An 18861-nucleotide genomic window follows, 5' to 3' on the forward strand; every position below is an offset into this window, starting at 1 on the left:
GGACGGAAAGCCCTTTTGCCTTAGTTCTTCTCGGGCTTGCGGTACTGCTCGTTGCGGACGCCGATCTCGGAGAGGAGTCGCCCGATCGCGACCTGCGCATGATACAGTCCGATCAGGCCCGAGCCCGTCTTTAGCCCCAGGCGGATCCCGCGCGGCCCCGAGGCCGCCAGCAGCGCGAGCGACTTGGCGAGGACCCGCAGCCGCCCGGCGAGGCCCGGCCGGCTGCGCCGCTCGATCGCCGCCGAGATCGCGCCGTTGCGCAACGCCCTCGCCTGGATCCAGCTGAATTCGCTGCGCCGCGCCGGCATGGTCTCGCGCTGCGCCGCCTCCTGCACCCACCCGAAACCGAAGCCGGCCGCCTTGGCGCGTGTGAAGAAATCGGTATCGCCGCCGCCGGTGAAGTCGAAGCTCTCGTCGAGGAAGGGAAAGCCCAGGCGCTCCAGCACCTCGCGCCGGATCAGGTAGTTGGCGCTCGAATAGAGCATCGGGACCGGGCCCGAAACGGCATAATGCGAGCGGAAGACCGGATGGGCCGCCAGCCAGGCACGCGAGGCGTCTTCGAAATCCGGCGTCACCGAACCACCGAAAAGCTGCGCCGGCGCCTTGGTCACCGCCTTCAGGAAGGCGTCGAGCCAGAGCGGCTCGGCCGTCTCGTCGTCATCGATGCCGAGCACCTGCCTGAGAGCCGGAAAGCGCGTCAAAGCGCAGCGCCAGGCCGCGTTGTAGGCCTTGCAGTTGCCCTGGCGCGGCTCGACGATGACGAGCCCCGTGAACAGGCCGGCCTGCAGCAAAGATGCGGCGCGCAGCGCGCCGGCTCGCTCCTCGCCTTCGTTCTCGACGACGATGATCGCGAAGTCATGGCCGCCGCGCTGGGCGGCAAGCGAGCGAAGCGTCGCCTCCAGCAGGTCGGGACGCCGGAAGGTCGGGACGCAGACCACGCTTTCGATCCCGGCCAGGGCGCTGTCGGGCGAGGCCGCGACGACGCTGAAGCTCTCGGGCTCCAGGAAACGAGGCGCAGCGCCTGCTCCCGTGCGGTTCCCGTTCGCGCCCGGCACCTGTTCGGTCATGGTCATGCCGTCCAGAATGGGCCCGGACGGCTTAAGGTTCGGTGATCGCGATACCTGTGAAAGGCGTCGTTTCGCGCGCGACGGCGTTCAGCATGGTCGCGAGCCGCGCTTGACCCGCATCGGTCGGGATGGCCTTGCTTTGCTGCCATTACGCGCGCCTGCCCATCGCCGTCACGAGACCGCCCATTTGCGCCTAGCCTTCCTCACCTCGCTGGTCCCCGTCGCCCGCCCCGATACCGGTTTCGAGATCGCCAATGCCGCGATCCTCGACGCCCTGCGCGCGGCAGGACACGAAGTCATCGCCTTCGGCTTCCAGCGACCGGGCGAGGTGCCGGCGGATCCGGAGCAGGCCGTGGTGATCGCCCAAGCGGATATCGAGAACGCCGCGGTCGGCGCAGGCCAGAAGCTACGCTGGATCGCTGCGGCGCTGGCCAACGGCCTGCCTGTCGCCTGCGCCAAGCTGCGCCTTCTGGGTGACGGCCGGCTCGTCGAGGCGGTGAAGGCGCGTGGGCCCTTCGATGCCATCGTCCTGAATTCGGTGATGCTGCCGGGCGCGTTCCCCGAACTGCTGGCTCTCGGGCCCTGCCTGCTGGTCGAGCACAATATCGAGCACGTCTCGGCACGGCAGAACGCCGAGCATGCCCGCAACCCGCTGATGCGGCCCCTTTTCGCGCGCGAGGCCAGGACGCTGGAACGGGTCGAGCGGCGGCTATGGCGGGAAGCGCACTTCGTCTGGACGCTCGCCGATGAGGACCGTGCCGGGCTCGGCCCCGAACTGGCGGCCAAGTCGGCCGTGCTGCCACTGGTCTCGAACCGGCGCGAGCCGCCGCCGGCCGCCGGGGACGAGCTCAAGCCGGCCTATGATGCCGGCCTGATCGGGACCTGGAGTTGGGCGCCCAACTTCATCGGCCTGGACTGGTTCCTGCGCGAGGTCTGCCCGCTGCTGCCGGCGGACTTCAGCGTCGCGGTCGCAGGCCGTCTGCCTGCCGCGATGGCCCAACTCCCGCCGCAGGTGACCCTACTCGGGCGCGTGCCGGCTGCCGACGCTTTCCTGCGCTCCTGCCGGATCGTCGCGCTGTCGAGCCGGGCCGGCACCGGCGTGCAGCTCAAGACGGTCGAGGCGCTGGAGCTCGGCCTGCCGGCCGTGGCGACGACACTGTCCTGTCGCGGCTTCACCGGCATGCCCGACAATGTCACCCGCGCCGACACGCCGGCCGCCTTCGCCGAGGCGCTGGTCGCGCGGGTGGTGGCTATCCGTGCCGGCGATCGCCAGCGTATCGACGGTGCCGCCTTCATGGCGCAGCAGCGCAAGGCGCTTGCCGACGCATTGGAGCGGGGGCTTGCGGTCGCGCGGCGCTGACGCCGTCGCGGGCGTTACTCGGCCGGGCTCGCTTCCGTACGGCGGCGCCGGATCAGCCCGAACAGCGGGCCGGCGGTGATCATCACCAGGAAGACACGGATGATGTGGTGCGCCGCGACGAAAGCGACCTCGGTATGGAGTGCCAGCGCGATCAGGCTCATCTCGGCGAGGCCCCCCGGTGAATAGGCCAGGATCAGCGGCACATGGCCGTGAACCGAGACATTCGCGACCAGCCAGGCGAAGCCGAGCGTCAGCGACAAAAGGATCACGGTCGAGCCGACCGAGAGCATCAGCACGCGCAGGATGGTGGCGGGCGCGGTGCCCACGAAGCGACAGCCGATGGTGATGCCGAGAATCAGCTGGGCCGCATTGACGATCTCGTAGGGCGGCACGGAATCGCTGAGGCCCGAGACATGGACGCCGGCACTGACCAGCATCGGCCCGAGCAGGTACTTGGCCGGCAGCCTCAGCCAGTGCCCGACGACGATACCGGCGATGCCGCAGGCGAGCAGGATCAGCTCGGCGCTGAGCGGCGTCTGCATCAGCGACGGGCCGGTGATGCGGTTGCCGCCGATCGGCACCCCGCCGATCCACTGCACGATGAAGGGCAGGGTCATCACCACGAGCAGGATGCGGGCTGAATGGATCAGCGCGATGATGCGGGCATCGCCGCCCTTCTCCTCGCCGACCGTGACCATCTCGATCAACCCGCCCGGCATGCCGGCGAAGAAGGCCGTCACGGGATCGAATCCGGCGACCTTGCGGAAATAGCCGACGCAGATGACGGCGCAGGCGATCATGAACAGCACGAGACCAGCGAGCGTCGGCAGCCAGTTCGGCAATTGCGCCACGACATCCGGCCTGAAGCCGGCGCCGAGCATCACGCCGATCACCATCGTCATCGGCGGGCGGATGACGGAAGGCGCCGCCACGGGCCAGCGCAGCAGCGCCGCCGCGGTGCAGAACACCATCGAGCCCAGCATCCAGGGAAGCGGCAGCCGCGCCTGCACGAAGAGCCAGCCGCCCAGGCCGCCGAGCAGCAGCGCCAGCGCGAAGCGCCGATAGGGGAAGCGCGCCGGTGAAAGCCCGCGCAGGCCTTCGGCGAAATCGGAGATCACCTGTCTCATGCGGCGGAGCGTGAAAGAAGCATCATGCTGTCGTTCGGGGTCTCGGCACGGTTCGCGTTCTCCTAGACCGCGCACAGGGGCGAGCAAAGCACGGATGCGGCATGGCTTGCCTGTCCTGCCGGCGTATCGCGCCAGCACAACCCCGGCATGTCCGGCTGTCTATGGCGGAAGTCGCCGATTTCCTTGATCAATTCCAGACAGGGACGGAAGCGGCGAGGCGTCGAGCTTTCGGCCGATGGTCGAGGTCGATGAGCGAAGAACGGCAGACCGGGCGGCAGGATCGCACGGCGGAGGGGGATGGCTCGGCCGAGACGGAAGCACCGCCGTCCTTCGGCGGGGATGCGAGCGAGGCTGCGGGCGAGGCGGCGACGGCCAGCACACTTGTGACCCCGGTCGGATCGGCGCCCCCCAGGCCGGATGGCCCGTTCAGGCACGGCAGGCGGCGCCTGCGCGGCTGGTGGACGGGCGCAAGCCCCAATCTGCGCGGTTCGGTCTATATGCTGTCAGCGCTGCTGGTCTATGCGGTGATGGTCGGAGCCATCAAGCATGTCGGCAGCGCGGTGCCGCTGGTCCAGATCCTGCTGATCCGCCAGATCATCATGAGCCTCGTGATCGTCGCCTTCTCGGTCGGCAGCGTCCGGCTGATGATGCGCACGGCCCGGCCGGGCCTGCAGGTCTTCCGCGGGGTGCTCACGCTGCTGTCGATGCTCTGCGGCTTCACGGCCGTCATCAAGATCCCGCTCGCCCAGGCGACGGCGATCGGCTTCAGCCAGGTGCTGTTCGTCACCATCGCTGCGGTCATCGTGCTCAAGGAAGTCGTCGATGCGAGGCGCTGGGCCGCGACCATCATCGGCTTCATCGGCGTGCTCGTCATGCTCAGGCCGACGACGGAAGGACTCGACTTCTACGCCCTGATGTCGGTTGGCGGCGCCCTGTTCGGCGCGGGCATCACGGTTAGCGTGCGCATGCTGGCGACGACCGAGCGCACCGACACGATCCTGATCTGGCAGGGCGTCGTGCTGGTCATCGCGCTCGCCTTTCCCGCCTGGCTCTGGTGGGTGCCGCCCGATGCCGTGCAATGGTTCTGGCTGATCGTGCTCAGCCTGTTCGGCACCGCCGGGCAATGGCTGATCACCCGTGCCTACCAGGTCGGCGAGGCCGCAGCGCTGGCCCCGCTCGATTTCAGCCGCCTGATCCTCGCGAGCTTCACCGGATTCGTGTTCTTCGCCGAGATTCCGGCGCTTTCAACCTGGATCGGGGCGGCGATCGTCATCGCGGCGACGCTCTACACCATCCGCAAGAATGCCCGGACGCTGCCCGCCGGGCCGGCCTCGAGCTGAGCCGCCTGGCCAAGGCGGATTGCCTCGCCTCTGTGCCTGCGGTTATGAATCGGCGCACGCATCCCTCCGCCGCGCGTGCCCGAAGCCAGCCGCGAAGGCCCTGATTATGCGCATCGAGAACGATCCCAAGCTCGACTTCCGCGACGTGCTGATTCGCCCGAAGCGCTCGACGCTGGGCAGCCGCGCCGAGGTCGACGTCCATCGGTCCTTCCGCTTCGCCCATACCGGCAAGGACTGGACCGGCTTTCCGCTGATCGCGGCCAACATGGACGTCGTCGGCACCATGGCGATGGCGCGCGCGCTATTCAGGCACGGCGCAATGGTTGCGCTCCACAAGCATTACGGGCCCGAGGAGCTGATCGCCTTCTTCCGCGAGCCGGACTCGGCCAACGCCTTCTATTCGCTTGGCACCACCGAGGCCGATCACGACAAGCTCGCCCGCGTCCACGCCCAGTCACCGATCGACAAGATCTGCCTCGACGTCGCGAATGGCTATACCGAGAAATTCGTCGACACGGTCAAGGCGACGCGGGTCGAGTATCCCGATGCGACGATCATGGCCGGCAATGTCGTCACAGGTGACATGACCGAGGCGCTGATCCTGGCCGGCGCCGATATCGTCAAGGTCGGCATCGGCCCGGGTTCGGTCTGCACGACGCGGAAGATGACCGGCGTCGGCTATCCGCAGCTTTCCGCGATCATCGAATGCGCCGACGCCGCGCATGGGCTCAAGGGCCTGGTTTGCGGCGATGGCGGCGTCACCGTGCCGGGCGATCTCGCCAAGGGCTATGGCGGCGGCGCTGACTTCATGATGCTCGGCGGCATGCTCGCCGGCCATGACGAATGCGAAGGCGACATCCGCTACGAGGAGCAGGGCGGCGAGAAGGTGCCGGTCGCCATGACGTTCTACGGCATGTCCTCCGACACCGCGATGAAGCGCTATTCCGGCGGCGTCGCGAAATACCGGGCGTCCGAGGGCAAGACCGTCGAAGTGCCCTATCGCGGGCCGGTCGAGGGCACGATGCAGGAGCTGATGGGCGGCGTGCGCTCGGCGATGACCTATATCGGTGCGGTCCGCCTCAAGGAGATGGCCAAGCGCACCACCTTCATCATGGTCGGCAGCCAGCTCAACACGATCTTCGGCAACTGAAGCGAGCGCACTCTCCCCGCTACCGCTCGCGGCCCGTCTGTTGCATAGTCGCACCCGCAACACAGAGGGCCGCAGACGGCTCCGGGGAGAACGACTATGAAGACGACGATTTCGACGGCGGCAGCGATGCTCGTCATGGGCGCTTCGCTGGCGAGCGCGCAGCAACTGGCGCCGAGCCCGACGCTCGATGCGGTCAAGGCCCGCGGGCACATCGAATGCGGCGTGCATCTCGGCCTTCCGGGCTTTTCCTTCGCCGACGACAAGGGCGAATGGACCGGGCTTGACGTCGACTACTGCAAGGCGCTCGCCGCCGCGGTGCTCGGCGACGCCAAAAAGGTCAAGTTCACGCCGACCTCGGTGCAGCAGCGCTGGCCGATCCTGCAATCGGGCCAGGTCGACCTGCTCTCGCGCAACTCGACCATCACCTTCTCGCGCAATGCCTCGCTCGGCCTGAACTTCCAGGGCATCAATTTCTACGAGGGCCAGACCTTCATCGTCCGCAAGTCGACCAACGCCAAGACGGCGGCCGATCTCGACGGCGCCTCGGTCTGCGTCGCGGCCGGCTCGACCGAGGAGAAGAACGCCTCCGACTGGTTCCTGGAGCGCAACCTCAAGGTCACGATCACCAATTTCCAGAAGAATGACGACGCCATCGCCGCCTATGATGCCGGCCGCTGCGACGCCTATACCGCTGGCGTCGGCGCGCTCGCCGGCCAGCGCGCCAAGCTCAAGGTCCCGGGCGACCACATCATCCTGACCCAACCGATCTCCAACGATCCGCAGGGACCGGTGACGCGCTGGGGCGACGAGCGCTGGCAGCTGATCGTGCGCTGGGTCCTGAACGGACAGATCGCCGCCGAGATGCTGGGCGTCACCTCCGCCAATGTCGACGAGATGAAGGCGAGCTCGAAGAACTCTGAAGTGCGCCGCCTGCTCGGTGTCGAGGGCAATTTCGGCGCCATGATGGGCCTCCCGAACGACTGGATGTACAATGTCGTCAAGCAGGTCGGGAATTACGGCGAGAGCTTCGAGCGCACCGTCGGCATGGGTTCGGCCCTGAAGCTCGAGCGCGGCCAGAACCAGCTCTGGACCAAGGGCGGCCTGCTGTTCACGCCGCCGTTCCAGTGAGAAGTCCTCGTCATGGCCGGGCTTGACCCGGCCATCTCGGAAACCAGTCTGCGCGTCACGAGATTCTCGGGCCTGAGCGATGCTCAGCCCGAGAATGACGCCGCGAACTCCATGGCGCCGTCACTGTGACCAGAGCCTTCGCCCTCCTCAACGACAAGCGCGTGCGCGACTGGCTCTACCAGATCGCGCTCGTCCTCGGCCTGCTTGCCCTGACCGTCTTCTTCGTGCGCAATGCCTCGGAGAACATGGTCAAGGCCGGTATCGCGTCCGGCTTCGACTTCCTCTGGCGCAATTCCGGCATCGACGTTCCCTTTGTCCTCACCGGCTACACCCGCGCCGACAACATCCTCAGCCTGTTCTGGACCGGCGTCGCCAATACCATGCTGGTGACCGTCGTGGCGATCGTGCTGGCGACGCTGCTCGGCTTCGTCGTCGGCATCGCGCGGCTGTCCTCGCACTGGCTGCTCTCGACCGTGGCCGGGGCCTATATCGAGTTCGTCCGCAACATCCCGCTGCTGTTCTTCGTGCTGTTCTGGTATTTCGGCGTCATCGCTGCCTTGCCCGGCCCGCGCGACAGCCTCGGTATCTTCGGCGTCGCCTTCCTCAACAACCGCGGACTTACCATCCCGCTCCCGGATGCGCCGGCCAATTTCCGGATCGCGGCCTTCGTGATCCTCGCCTCCTGGGCCGCGCAATGGCTGGCTGTGCGCTGGGCCCGCCGCCGCAAGGAGCGCTCAGGCCAGGACGCGCCGGTGCTGGCGATCGGCGTTCTCCTGATTCTCGTCGTGCCGGCGCTGGCCATCACCTGGGCGAGCCTGGCCACGCGCTGGGACATTCCGGTCCTGCGCGGCTTCAATTATCGCGGCGGCTTCGTCGTGATTCCGGAATTCGTGGCGCTGCTGGCGGCACTCGTCACCTATACCGCCGGCTTCATCGCCGAGATCGTGCGTGGCGGCATCCAGGCCGTGCCGCATGGCCAGACAGAGGCGGCTTCCGCGCTCGGCCTGCGGCCGCGCCGCATCCTGACACTGGTCACGATCCCGCAGGCGCTGCGGGTGATGATCCCGCCGCTCACCAACCAGTATCTCAACGTGCTGAAGAACTCGTCCTTCGGCGCGGCCATCGCCTATCCCGACGTGGTCAGCCTGTTCATGGGCTCGGCGCTGAACAACACCGGCCAGGCGATCGAGATCATCGCCATGACGCTTGCCGTCTATCTCGTCATCGGGCTCGCCGTCTCCGCCTTCATGAACTGGTACAATGCCAGGATCGCGTTGGTGACCCGATGACCCCCGCGACGCTTCCTCTCTGGCGCCGGCGCCTGTTCGGCACGCCCGCGACCGGAATCGTCACGCTGCTGCTCGGACTGCTGCTGGCCTGGATCGCGATCCCGATCATCCGCTGGGCCCTGGTCGACGCGACCTGGATGGGCTCGACCCGGGAGGACTGCCAGGCCGGCGGCGCCTGCTGGGTCTTCATCCGCGCGCGCTTCGGCCAGTTCATGTACGGGCTTTATCCGGTCGAGGAGCGCTGGCGGGCCGATCTCGCCGGCATCGCCTTCGTTCTCGGCATCGCGGGAGTCGTCTTCGCGCCCGCTCGCCTCCGGCTCAAGGCGGCGATCGCGATGCTGGTCGTCCTGCCGCCGCTCGGCATCTGGCTGCTCTCGGGCGGCTTCGGCCTGCGTCATGTCGAGACGCGCGAATGGGGCGGGCTGATGCTCACCCTGTTCATCTCGGTCTATGCCAGCCTGATCGCGATCCCGCTCGGCATCCTGCTGGCGCTCGGCCGGCAATCTGAGCTGCGCATCGTCCGGCTGATCAGCGTGCTGTTCATCGAGTTCTGGCGCGGCGTGCCGATCATCGCGGTGATCTTCCTGGCGTCGCTGCTGCTGCCTCTGATCCTCCCGGGCGGCATCGGCATTGACCGGCTCGCCCGCGCGGTGATCGGCCTCGGCCTCGTCATCGCCGCCTATATGGCCGAAGCGGTGCGCGGCGGCCTCCAGGCCCTGCCGCCCGGCCAGCGCGAGGCGGCAACCGCTCTCGGCTTGACCTACTGGAAGGCGACCGGCCTCGTCATCCTGCCGCAGGCGCTGCGTATCTCGCTGCCGGCGATGACCAACGAGTTCATCGCGCTGGTGAAGAACACCACGCTCGTGCTGGTTGTCTCGATCCTCGATCTGCTCGGCATCGCCCAGGCCTCGCTGGCCGATCCGAACTGGGTCGGCATGAACATGGAGGCTTATGTCTTCTCGGGCAGCATCTACTGGCTGATCTGCTTCGCGCTCTCGCGCTGGAGCCGTCATCTCGAGACGCTCGGGCGCCGCATGCATCGCTGACGCCGCCGCGTTCGCCTCTGCTCGCGGCATAAAAAAGCCGGCTCTAAAGCCGGCTTTCTCAAAATCGTTAGGGGGCGCGCTTCAGGCCCGGACGCGACTGCGATCGCGCCGGCGGTCGGCGGCGGGCTGGTAGGCAATGCGGGCGTGGTAACCGCAATAGGGCATGCCGGTGACCGAGCGGCCGCCGCAGAAGCGGAATTCGGCCGTCGTCGGGTCGCCCATCGGCCAGCGGCACATGTACTCCCGCAGGTCCATGATGGTGACGCGCTCCGAGAACGGGATCACCACATCCTCGGACGGCATCGGCTCGCGCGCGGTCTCGGCTTCGATCTCCGGGGCATATTGCGGCGCGAGCGCATTGGCGCCGCGCGTCATCGGGCCGGCGCCCGCGCCCTGGTTGCTCATCGGATGGCTGGGGGAACGGGGCGGGGCCTTGCGCGGCGCGCTGGCGCGTGGGGTGCTGGCGGTGGCGGGGTTCTTGGCGCGCCCCGAAAGGCCGAGGCGATGCACCTTTCCGATCACGGCGTTGCGCGTGACGCTGCCGAGTTCGGCCGCAATCTGGCTGGCGCTCAGGCCGTCGCTCCAGAGCTTCTTGAGAAGCTCGACGCGCTCTTCCGTCCATGCTCCGGCTTCGTTCATCGGGCTCACCTGTCTTCTCGGCCGGTTCCTTGCGGCTCCGGCCCGTGGGCGGGTTCGTGGCGGAATCCGATACCCTCGGCGTCCGTCACAAAAACGGAAGCCGCTCCAGCCGAGACTGATGGTACAGGGGTCGCCGCACGAAATGTCGTATCTGACGAAGCCGACCATACAAGATGCCCGGACTCGGCCACAAGAGTCGCCGAATCGGAAATAGCCTTTTCCCCAGCCGATTGATCGATCGCAGGTCAAGCGAATCCTTTCGGCAACACTTCCGCGAGGGCAGCGGAATTGACAGGGGCGGCACCGTTCAGCATAGTCCCTGTGCAGCTTCGCCGCCCTTCCGGGCGGCGCTTATGTTTTTGGATCAGGGCTTTCCGACGATGCGGAAGACGGTGCGACGAGATGTCGGGAGCTGGCAGCGACGATAAACGTCGTCGCCGGGCCGCAGGCTGTGCAGCTGGCAGGCAGCACGGACCGGCCAGCCCCGGACCACCGTTTTCAGTCCAGCGCCAATCCTTATCTCCACATCGCCCGTTGCGAGGATCGCATCCCATGGCCTCCGCCTCTGTTTCCGCCGATTCATCCGTCCTGTTGCCGACCTATGCCCGCGCACCCGTCGCCTTCGAGCGCGGCGAAGGCGCCTGGGCGATCACGGCGGACGGTACGCGCTATCTCGATTTCGGCGCTGGCATCGCCGTCAATTCGCTCGGCCACGCCCATCCGCATCTGGTCAAGGCGCTGAGCGCGCAGGCCGGCAAGATCTGGCACACCTCGAACCTCTACACGATGCCGGAAGGCGAGCGGCTCGCGCGCCGGCTCTGCGAGGCGACCTTCGCCGAGCGCGCCTTCTTCACCAATTCGGGCGCCGAGGCGAACGAATGCGCGATCAAGATGGCGCGCAAGTATCACGCCGCGAAAGGCCAGCCCGAGCGCTATCGGATCGTCACCTTCGAGGGCGCCTTCCATGGCCGCACGCTGGCGACCATCGCCGCCGGCGGGCAGCAGAAATACATCGACGGCTTCGGCCCGAAGGTCGAGGGCTTCGACCAGGTGCCGTTCGACAACGAGGCCGCGCTGCGCGCAGCGATCGGGCCGGAGACGGCGGCGCTGATGGTGGAGCCGATCCAGGGCGAGGGGGGCTTGCGCTCGGCGCCGCCGCGCTTCCTCAAGCTGCTGCGCGAACTCTGCGACGAGCACGGCCTGCTGCTGATCTTCGATGAGATCCAGACCGGCGTCGGCCGCAGCGGCAAGTTCTTCGCCTATGAGCTTTCGGGCGTGGCGCCGGACATCATGTCGGTCGCCAAGGGCATCGGCGGCGGCTTCCCGATGGGCGTCTGCCTCGCGACCGAAGAAGCAGCCTCGGGCATGACGCTCGGCACGCACGGCACGACCTTCGGCGGCAATCCGCTCGCCATGGCGGTCGGCAACGCCGTGCTCGACGTTATCCTGGCCCCGGGATTCATCGACAATGTCGCGAAGACGTCGCTGCGCCTGAAGCAGTCCCTGGCCGAGCTCAAGGACAAGCATCCCGAGATCATCGCCGAGATTCGCGGCGAAGGGCTGATGCTGGGCCTCAAGCTGCACACGCCGAACACGGATTTCGTCACCGAGGCGCGCGCGGCCGGGCTGCTGGTCGTCGGCGCCGGCGACAATGTCGTGCGCCTGCTGCCGCCGCTGATCATCGGCGATGCCGACGTCGCCGAGGCCGTCTCGCGGCTGGATCGCGCCGCGACCGCGGTCGAGGCGACGCTCAAGCGGCCCGCCGCCGAATAAACCCCTTCATCCCTGAGAAACGAAGGAAGCGCCCCGTGACGCGCCATTTCCTCGACCTTTCCGATTTCTCCGCCACGGAGCTGCGCGCCATCCTGCGTGCCGGCGACGAGATCAAGGCGCGCCGCCGAACCCCGGCTGCTGCCGCCGACCGCCTGCTCGAGGGCAAGGTCGTCGCCATGGTCTTCGAGCAACCGTCCTTGCGCACCCGCGTCTCCTTCGATGTCGGCATCCGCGAGCTCGGTGGTTCGCCGATGATGGTGACCGGGCGCGAGATCGAACTCGGCGAGCGCGAGACCATCGCGGATACCGCCCGCGTGCTCTCGCGCTATGTCGACGCGATCATGATCCGCATGCTCGACCATGATTCCGTGGTCGAGATGGCGAAATACGCCACCGTTCCCGTGATCAACGGGCTGACCAAGCGCCAGCATCCCTGCCAGGTCATGGCAGATGTCATGACCTTCGAGGAACGCAAGGGGCCGATCCAGGGCAAGCGCATCGCCTGGACCGGCGACACCAACAACGTGCTGACCTCCTGGGTCCATGCCGCCGGCCGGCTCGATTTCGAGCTCGCCATCGCGACGCCCGAGGAACTCGCGCCACCTCCGGCCCTGGTCGACTGGGCGAGGAAGCAGGGTGCGAAGATTTCGCTGACCTCGCGACCGGAAGCGGCGGTCGAGGGCGCCGACTGCATCATCACCGATTGCTGGGTCTCGATGGGCGACGAGGAAGGCACGCGCCACAACCTGCTGCGTCCCTATCAGGTCGACGAGCGCCTGCTCGGCCGCGCCGAGAAGGATGCGATCTTCATGCACTGCCTGCCGGCGAGCCGCGGCGAGGAGGTAACCGACGCCGTGATGGACGGCCCGCAATCGGCCGTGTTCGACGAGGCTGAGAACCGCCTGCATGCGCAGAAGGGCATCCTCGCCTGGTGCTTCGGTGGAGTCGCGGCCTGATGGCCGATCTGGAAAATGCCGCGGCGAGCGTGACGCTCGACGATCGGGTGGTGCCGTTCACCGTGCCCGATCTCGACGTGCGCGGCCGCGTCGTCCGCCTCGGGCCCTCGATCGACACGGTCCTAGCCCGTCACGGCTATCCAGAGGCGGTCTCGCGCGTGCTGGGCGAGGCGGCGGCGCTGACCGTGATGCTCGGCACCGCACTGAAATTCGAGGGCCGCTTCCAGCTCCAGACCAAGAGCGACGGGCCGATCTCGATGCTGGTCGTCGACTTCAACGCTCCGGACGTCTACCGCGCCGTCGCGCATTTCGACGAGGCCAGGGTCGCCGAGGCCGTCGCCGCAGGCACGGTTTCGACCGGCGATCTGCTCGGCGAGGGCCATCTCGCCATGACGGTCGACCAGGGCTCCGCGACGACGCGCTACCAAGGCGTCGTCGTATTGACGCGACAGGGGCTCGAGGAGGCCGCGCACCAGTATTTCCGCCAGTCGGAGCAGATACCGAGCCGGGTCCGCCTCGGTGTCGGCTCGGTCGTGACCGGGGACGGGCGGCAATGGCGGGCCGGCGGACTGCTGGTGCAGTTCATGCCGCATTCGGTCGACCGGCTGCGCGCCGCCGACCTGCATCCCGGGGACGCGCCGAAGGGCCACGAAATTCTCGAGGCATCCGATCCGGACGGTATCAACGACGATGCCTGGGCCGAGGCGCGCTCGCTGGTCGAGACGATCGAGGACCATGAGTTGCTCGATCCGCTGCTGGAAAGCGAGCGGCTGCTCTATCGGCTGTTCCACGAGCGCGGCGCGCGCGTCTTCGACCCCGTTCTGGTCCGTGAGGATTGCCGTTGTTCGCGCGAACGTGTGCTCGGCATGCTGCGCGGCTTCTCGGCCGAGGATCGCCAGGCCATGGTGGCGGATGACGGCACGCTCGGCGTCACCTGCGAGTTCTGCTCGCGGCGCTACAGCTTCGTCGCGAGCGAGGTCGAGGCCGGACTGTCCGCCGGCGCCTGACCGTCCGCGACCCGTCAGCGGGAAAACGATGGCGCGCAGCATCACCACGATCGGTTTCGACGCCGACGATACGCTCTGGCAGAACGAGCAGTTCTTCCGCCTGACGGAAGAGCGCTTCGTCGCCCTGCTTGGCGCCCATGGCGAGGCGGCGGAGATTTCCGGCCGGCTGCTCGACGCCGAGCGGCGCAACCTCGCCTTCTATGGATTCGGCATCAAGGGCTTCGTGCTTTCGATGATCGAGACCGCGATCGAGGTCACGCGCGGCGAGGTGCCGGCCTCGGTGATCGGCGAGATCCTGGCGGCAGGCCGCGAGATGGCGGCGCACCCGGTCGAGACGTTGCCCCAGGCGCGCGAGACGCTTGCCGCGCTCGCCACGAATTACCGGCTGGTACTGATCACCAAGGGCGATCTCTTCGATCAGGAGCGCAAGCTCGCGCAATCCGGCCTCGGCGACCTGTTTCAGGGCGTGGAAATCGTCAGCGACAAGACGGCGGAGGTCTATCGCCGCATCTTCGCGCGCCATGGCGGCGGGCCGGAGCGCGCGATGATGGTGGGGAATTCCCTCAAGTCGGACATCCTGCCGGCGCTGAAGGCCGGCTCATGGGCGGTCCACATCCCCCATGAGCTGACCTGGGTGCTGGAACATGCCGAGGAGCCGGTCGGCGAGCCGCGCTACCGGCGCATCGCCCGGCTCTCGGCGCTCGATGAACTGGTCCGCCTGATCGAAGCGGAAACGGCGCGGTAGGCCGGCCCGCGTCACGCTCGCAACGAGGGCGCGGCGCTATCCTGTCCCCGGCACTCCGCCAGCAGCTTACGCATGAAGGCCTCGCCGGCGGCGAACTGTTCCAGCGTGATGTATTCGTCGGGCTGATGCGCCTGGTCTATCGAGCCCGGCCCGCAGACGATGGTCGGCAGCCCCGCCAGCTGGAAATGCCCGGCCTCGGTCGCATAGGCGACGGCGATGGTGCGGTTGCGTTCGGCGAGGCGCATCACCAGGGTCTCGGCCTCCGAACCGGGATCGGGCGCAAGCCCCGGCACGTCCGAGCTCATCACCGTCTCGATCTTCGCTGTCGGAGCCGTCTTCTGCATCCGCGCCAGCACCTCCTGCGACAGCGCGGCGAAGCGCCCCGGGACGTATTCCGGATCGGAGTCTGGCAGGGTCCTCACTTCCCAGGACAGGTCGCAGCGATCCGCCAGGATGTTGCGGGCGATGCCGCCATGGAACTTGCCGACATGCACGGTGTCATAGGGCGGATCATATCGCCCGCTCGCATCGGTTTCCGCCTCGCGCTCGTCGGCGAGCGAGACCAGCCCGGCCGAGAGCCGGATGCCGCCATGCACCGCGCTGGCGCCGAGATGCGGCTTCGAGGAATGAGCCGCCGCGCCGGTCACCGTCGTGAAGAAGGTGCGGATGCCCTTATGCGCGTCCGCCAGTTCCAGCATGGTCGGCTCGCCGACGATGACGGCGCGCGGCTTGGGCAGGTCCTTGCCCATGCGCGCGATGCCGTCGACCACGCCCAGGCAGGTGACTTCCTCGTCATAGGAGAAGAACAGGTGGATCGGCGTCTTCAGGTCGGCCGCCAGGAAATCCGGCACCAGCGCCAGCGCCAGCGCGATGAAGCCCTTCATGTCGACGGCACCGCGGCCATAGGCTTTTCCATCCGCGACATGCAGCGTGAACGGATCGCTGCTCCAGGCCTGGCCCTCCACCGGCACCACATCGGTGTGGCCGGAGAGCAGGATGCCGCCCTTGTCCTGCGGACCGAGCGTCGCGAACAGCGCCGCCTTGTCGCCTTCCGCATTGGGGATGCGGACCGAGGACACGCCCCAGCCGGCGAGATAGTCCTCGACGAAGGCGATCAGCGGCAGGTTCGATTTGTGGCTCACCGTATCGAAGGCGACGAGCTTGGCGAGCATGTCGAGCGGCGCGTAGCGCTGCCCGCTCAGTGAACTGGCAGTCAATGGAGAACCTTCTTCACATACGGGGAATCGAGCGGGAAAAGCGGAACCTCGACATCGAAGATCGTGCCGTCTTCGCCGAGCATGGCATAGAAGCCCCGCATCGAGCCATCGGGCGTCATCAGTGGGCAGCCCGAGGTGTAGCTGTAGCTTTCGCCGGGGCGCAGTACGGGCTGCTGCCCGACGACGCCGTCGCCACGCACCTGATGGACCTCGCCGCGGCCATCGGTGATGTACCAGTGGCGGCTCATCAGCTGCACCGTGCGCGCCGAGAGATTGAGGATCTCGATGGTGTAGGCCCAGAAGTAGCGGCCCTGCGCATGCGAGGACTCAGCCTCCATGAAGCTCGGCACGGCGGTCACGCGCACGCCATGCGTCTCCGCCTGATACATCGCTACGGCTCCGTCCCTGAATGGCCCGGCCGGGGGGCTTCCGGACCTTGTTATGAACCGGCCGGCGGCAGGGTCAATGGCGAAGCCTTCGATTCTCGCGTGGACAACCCTTGGCGCGGGCGCATTGGGGGAAGCCCGAAGCTTGGCCTTTGTCGCCGGCTTCGCTAGCTGTAGCCGATTGTTTTCCGGACATCGCATGCTGCCCTTCAAGCCCGGTATCCAGCCAGATAGTCGCATCCGCGCCTTTATCGAAGGCGGCGCGATCAGGCTCGCCCATGCGCCGGCCGAGGGGCAGGTCCAGCCCGCCAGCCTCGATCTGCGCCTCGGCGAGAAAGCCTATCGCGTTCGTGCCAGCTTCCTGCCCGGGCCCGAGCGAACCGTCCGCCAGCGGCTCGACGAGCTCGCGCTGCATGAGATCGACCTGACCAGGGGCGCGGTCCTGGAAACCGATTGCGTCTATGTCGCGGAGCTGATGGAGGGTCTTGCGCTGCCGGCTGGCCTTCGCGCCGCCGCCAACCCCAAGAGCTCGACCGGGCGGCTAGACGTCTTCACCCGTGTCATCACGGATCGCTCGCGCGAGTTCGATCTGATCGAGGACGGCTATGAAGGCCCGCTCTTCATCGAGATCTCGCCGCGCACTTTCCCGGTGCTGGTACGGTCGGGCTCGCGGCTCTCGCAGATCCGCTTCCGCGCCGGCGAGACGAAGCTCGACGACCGGGCCTTGGGCGAGCTGCACCAGCGCGAGACGCTGGTCAGCGCGGCCGATCCCTCCTTCCAGAGCGGCGTCGCCGTCAGCGTCGACCTGTCCGGCTTCGACGGGTTGATCGGCTACCGCGGCAAGCACCACACCGCCCTGATCGATGTCGACCGCGTCGGCGCCTATCGCGCCTCGGAGTTCTGGGAGCCGATCCCTGCGGACGGATCCCGTTCCCTGATCCTCGATCCCGGCCAGTTCTACATCCTGGCCTCGAAGGAAGCGGTCCATGTTCCGCCCGATTTCGCCGCCGAAATGACGCCCTTCGACGCGCTCGTCGGTGAGTTCCGGGTCCACTATGCCGGTTTCTTCGATCCGGGCTTCGGCCACAGCGCCGCCGGCGGCCGGGGTGCGCGAGCGGTCCTCGAGGTGCGCTCGCGCGACGTCCCCTTCATCATCGAGGACGGCCAGATCGTCGGCCGCCTTGTCTATGAGGCGATGGCCAGCCGCCCCGAGGCTCTCTACGGCGCCGGGCTGAAGTCGAACTATCAGGGCCAGGCCCTCAAGCTCTCGAAGCATTTCCACGATTGAGCTTGCCCTGTGGCGAATGCGGCCCGGCTTGGCTGCCGCGGGGCTCCTGATCCAGCTTTGCAACGCGCGCGCGCGGGCCCTGTTCGCATCCTCTCGGAGGCGCCGGTTTGGCGCGAATAGGTGATGACTTCCCCCGGGGATGAAGCTATGAATCGCCGCGTCGGCGGCTGGCCTTGCCCGCGCACCGGCATGCGGGCGTAGTTCAGTGGTAGAACGTCAGCTTCCCAAGCTGAATGTCGTCGGTTCGATCCCGATCGCCCGCTCCAAAATCCTTTGAAGCTTCAGAATGTTATGGCGGTCTACCGCTAAACTCGCGTTCCCCACGTTCCCCAACGCGTTCCCCAGCCTGTTCAGTGGCTGTTCTGCTCGCCTCTCAGCGCGACTCGCGCCTGCGCCACCTTGCGGCTCTTGCCGATCGCGCCGCGGGAATAGCGCGCCGTGGTCGTCGCCTGGGCGTGGCCGACAGATCCGCGGATCGTGTCGAGATCGGCGCCGGCATCCTCGGCCTCGGTGATCGCGCCGGCGCGCGCATCGGTGTTCCAGACGCTGTCGGGAATGCCGGCCTCGCGCGCGATCACGCGCCAGTCCCGGGCATAGGCGAACTCGGCATAGGGGCGGCCTGCCGTCTCGTCGATGATCAGCCCGCCGATGCGTCGCTCGGCCGGGATCTGCGCGAGCAGCGACATGACGAGCGGGAACTCCTTCAGGTCGTGCGAGACCAGCGAGCCCGTCTTCGTCGTCTCCTTCGAGATGACCAGGTCGCGGCCGAGATCGGCCCAGGTCAGGCCGTTGGCCCAGCGGCGCCAGCCCTTGCCGCGCCGGCCACGCAGGACGATGCCGGTCGGCTCCTCACCAGCTGGCACCGGCAGCCATTCGCCGATCACATCCTTCTGGCGCATGCCGGATTCGAATTGGAGAGCGGTGCCCAGCGCAAGCGACATTCGGCCGGCGGCGAGCGCCTTCGGCAGGAATGCCTCGACGTGGGCGAGCTCGAGCTTGGAGCGCCGGCGGCGCGGACCCTTGAACTCGGTCGCGGTCAGGATGGTCAGCAGGCGGGTGCAGTGCTCGTGCGCGAGCTCGGCGGCGATGCCATAGCGCAGCATCTCGCGGATCATCTTCATGATCTTGCAGGCACGGTCTATGCGCTCGGGCCCGCCCGGTTTCTTCGGCTGCTTGGCTGCGATCACATGGAATTCAGCCCTGCGCGCCCGCGCGGGTGAGCCGGTGCTGCGCAATCTGGCTGCAACGGGAGGGCGCTCGCCGACCGGCCGTGAGCAGCGTGTCATCGGTGATGCCGGGTTCTGGCATGTTCCGCTGACCGGTCTCGTCGTCAACACGCGCGA

18 protein-coding genes and 1 tRNA gene are annotated in these 18861 nt (G+C 67.5%); 13 read left to right on the forward strand and 6 right to left on the reverse strand.

The annotated features are described in order from the left end of the window. Nucleotides 1-20: 20 nt before the first annotated feature. Entirely contained in the window at nt 21-1073 is a 1053-nt protein-coding gene (locus tag ASE63_RS16710) for a glycosyltransferase (RefSeq protein WP_244491429.1), read from the reverse strand. Nucleotides 1074-1254: 181 nt separating this feature from the next. Between ASE63_RS16710 and ASE63_RS16715 the strand changes: the two genes are divergently transcribed. Next, on the forward strand, nt 1255-2427 hold the full coding sequence (locus tag ASE63_RS16715; RefSeq protein WP_056803556.1) for a glycosyltransferase: 1173 nt from the start codon (nt 1255-1257) through the stop codon (nt 2425-2427). Between the two features lie 14 nt (nt 2428-2441). Here ASE63_RS16715 and ASE63_RS16720 read toward each other — a convergent pair whose 3' ends face one another. Beyond that, nucleotides 2442-3554: an AbrB family transcriptional regulator gene (locus tag ASE63_RS16720; RefSeq protein WP_056803560.1), complete on the reverse strand. Its 1113-nt coding sequence runs from the start codon at nt 3552-3554 to the stop codon at nt 2442-2444. 248 nt (nt 3555-3802) lie between these two features. Here ASE63_RS16720 and ASE63_RS16725 point away from each other — a divergent pair, with 248 nt between their 5' ends. The 5 genes from ASE63_RS16725 to ASE63_RS16745 all read left to right on the forward strand — a co-directional run bounded on the left by ASE63_RS16725 (nt 3803) and on the right by ASE63_RS16745 (nt 9507). Next, complete coding sequence (locus ASE63_RS16725; protein ID WP_056803563.1) at nt 3803-4894, forward strand: DMT family transporter; 1092 nt, start codon at nt 3803-3805, stop codon at nt 4892-4894. Between the two features lie 106 nt (nt 4895-5000). Then, a complete protein-coding gene (locus tag ASE63_RS16730; RefSeq protein ID WP_056803566.1) occupies nt 5001-6044 on the forward strand; it encodes a GMP reductase in 1044 nt (347 codons plus the stop codon). Nucleotides 6045-6140: 96 nt separating this feature from the next. Next, nucleotides 6141-7172 (forward strand): amino acid ABC transporter substrate-binding protein, encoded by a 1032-nt coding sequence (locus tag ASE63_RS16735; protein WP_200962580.1) that lies wholly within the window; start codon nt 6141-6143, stop codon nt 7170-7172. Nucleotides 7173-7297: 125 nt separating this feature from the next. Further along, nucleotides 7298-8461 carry an ABC transporter permease subunit gene (locus ASE63_RS16740; protein ID WP_056803569.1) on the forward strand — a complete coding sequence of 388 codons (1164 nt, stop codon included), beginning with the start codon at nt 7298-7300 and terminating at the stop codon, nt 8459-8461. Next, nucleotides 8458-9507 (forward strand): amino acid ABC transporter permease, encoded by a 1050-nt coding sequence (locus ASE63_RS16745; RefSeq protein ID WP_056803572.1) that lies wholly within the window; start codon nt 8458-8460, stop codon nt 9505-9507. Before ASE63_RS16740 ends, ASE63_RS16745 begins: the two co-directional genes overlap by 4 nt. 81 nt (nt 9508-9588) lie before the next feature. Here the strand turns inward: ASE63_RS16745 and ASE63_RS16750 are convergent, their stop codons facing one another. Next, nucleotides 9589-10146: a GcrA family cell cycle regulator gene (locus tag ASE63_RS16750; protein WP_056803575.1), complete on the reverse strand. Its 558-nt coding sequence runs from the start codon at nt 10144-10146 to the stop codon at nt 9589-9591. Between the two features lie 552 nt (nt 10147-10698). Here ASE63_RS16750 and ASE63_RS16755 point away from each other — a divergent pair. The 4 genes from ASE63_RS16755 to ASE63_RS16770 are packed head-to-tail and all read left to right on the forward strand — an operon-like array spanning nt 10699 to nt 14627. Further along, nucleotides 10699-11919, forward strand: coding sequence for an aspartate aminotransferase family protein (locus ASE63_RS16755; RefSeq protein ID WP_056803579.1), 1221 nt, complete (start codon nt 10699-10701; stop codon nt 11917-11919). A 35-nt stretch (nt 11920-11954) separates the two neighbouring features. Further along, nucleotides 11955-12875 (forward strand): ornithine carbamoyltransferase, encoded by a 921-nt coding sequence (argF, locus tag ASE63_RS16760; RefSeq protein ID WP_056803581.1) that lies wholly within the window; start codon nt 11955-11957, stop codon nt 12873-12875. Further along, nucleotides 12875-13882, forward strand: coding sequence for an Hsp33 family molecular chaperone (locus ASE63_RS16765; protein WP_056803584.1), 1008 nt, complete (start codon nt 12875-12877; stop codon nt 13880-13882). Before argF ends, ASE63_RS16765 begins: the two co-directional genes overlap by 1 nt. Before the next feature lie 28 nt (nt 13883-13910). Continuing rightward, a complete protein-coding gene (locus ASE63_RS16770; protein WP_056803588.1) occupies nt 13911-14627 on the forward strand; it encodes an HAD family hydrolase in 717 nt (238 codons plus the stop codon). 11 nt (nt 14628-14638) lie between these two features. Here the strand turns inward: ASE63_RS16770 and argE are convergent, their stop codons facing one another. Both argE and apaG read right to left on the reverse strand, forming a co-directional pair. Then, nucleotides 14639-15844: an acetylornithine deacetylase gene (gene argE / locus ASE63_RS16775; RefSeq protein ID WP_082610033.1), complete on the reverse strand. Its 1206-nt coding sequence runs from the start codon at nt 15842-15844 to the stop codon at nt 14639-14641. Beyond that, nucleotides 15841-16233 carry a Co2+/Mg2+ efflux protein ApaG gene (gene apaG, locus ASE63_RS16780; RefSeq protein ID WP_056803594.1) on the reverse strand — a complete coding sequence of 131 codons (393 nt, stop codon included), beginning with the start codon at nt 16231-16233 and terminating at the stop codon, nt 15841-15843. The genes argE and apaG overlap by 4 nt, the downstream gene beginning before the upstream one ends. A 196-nt stretch (nt 16234-16429) precedes the next feature. Here apaG and ASE63_RS16785 point away from each other — a divergent pair, with 196 nt between their 5' ends. Together ASE63_RS16785 and ASE63_RS16790 are read left to right on the forward strand one after the other, a co-directional pair. Next, the gene (locus ASE63_RS16785) at nt 16430-17518 is read left to right on the forward strand and encodes a 2'-deoxycytidine 5'-triphosphate deaminase (RefSeq protein WP_056803596.1); all 1089 of its coding nucleotides are present in this window, start codon (nt 16430-16432) and stop codon (nt 17516-17518) included. 191 nt (nt 17519-17709) lie between these two features. Then, nucleotides 17710-17784 (forward strand) — tRNA-Gly (locus ASE63_RS16790). A gap of 84 nt (nt 17785-17868) precedes the next feature. On the opposite strand, the gene ASE63_RS16795 is transcribed toward ASE63_RS16790, so the two are convergent. Then, entirely contained in the window at nt 17869-18633 is a 765-nt protein-coding gene (locus ASE63_RS16795; protein ID WP_210169321.1) for a hypothetical protein, read from the reverse strand. A gap of 4 nt (nt 18634-18637) precedes the next feature. Between ASE63_RS16795 and ASE63_RS28075 the strand changes: the two genes are divergently transcribed. After that, nucleotides 18638-18861, forward strand: a 224-nt coding sequence (locus tag ASE63_RS28075; protein WP_210169322.1) for a hypothetical protein, incomplete at its 3' end; no start/stop codon positions are given.

The sequence above is a fragment of the Allobosea sp. Root381 genome (assembly GCF_001429395.1).
Taxonomy (GTDB): Bacteria; Pseudomonadota; Alphaproteobacteria; order Rhizobiales; family Beijerinckiaceae; genus Allobosea.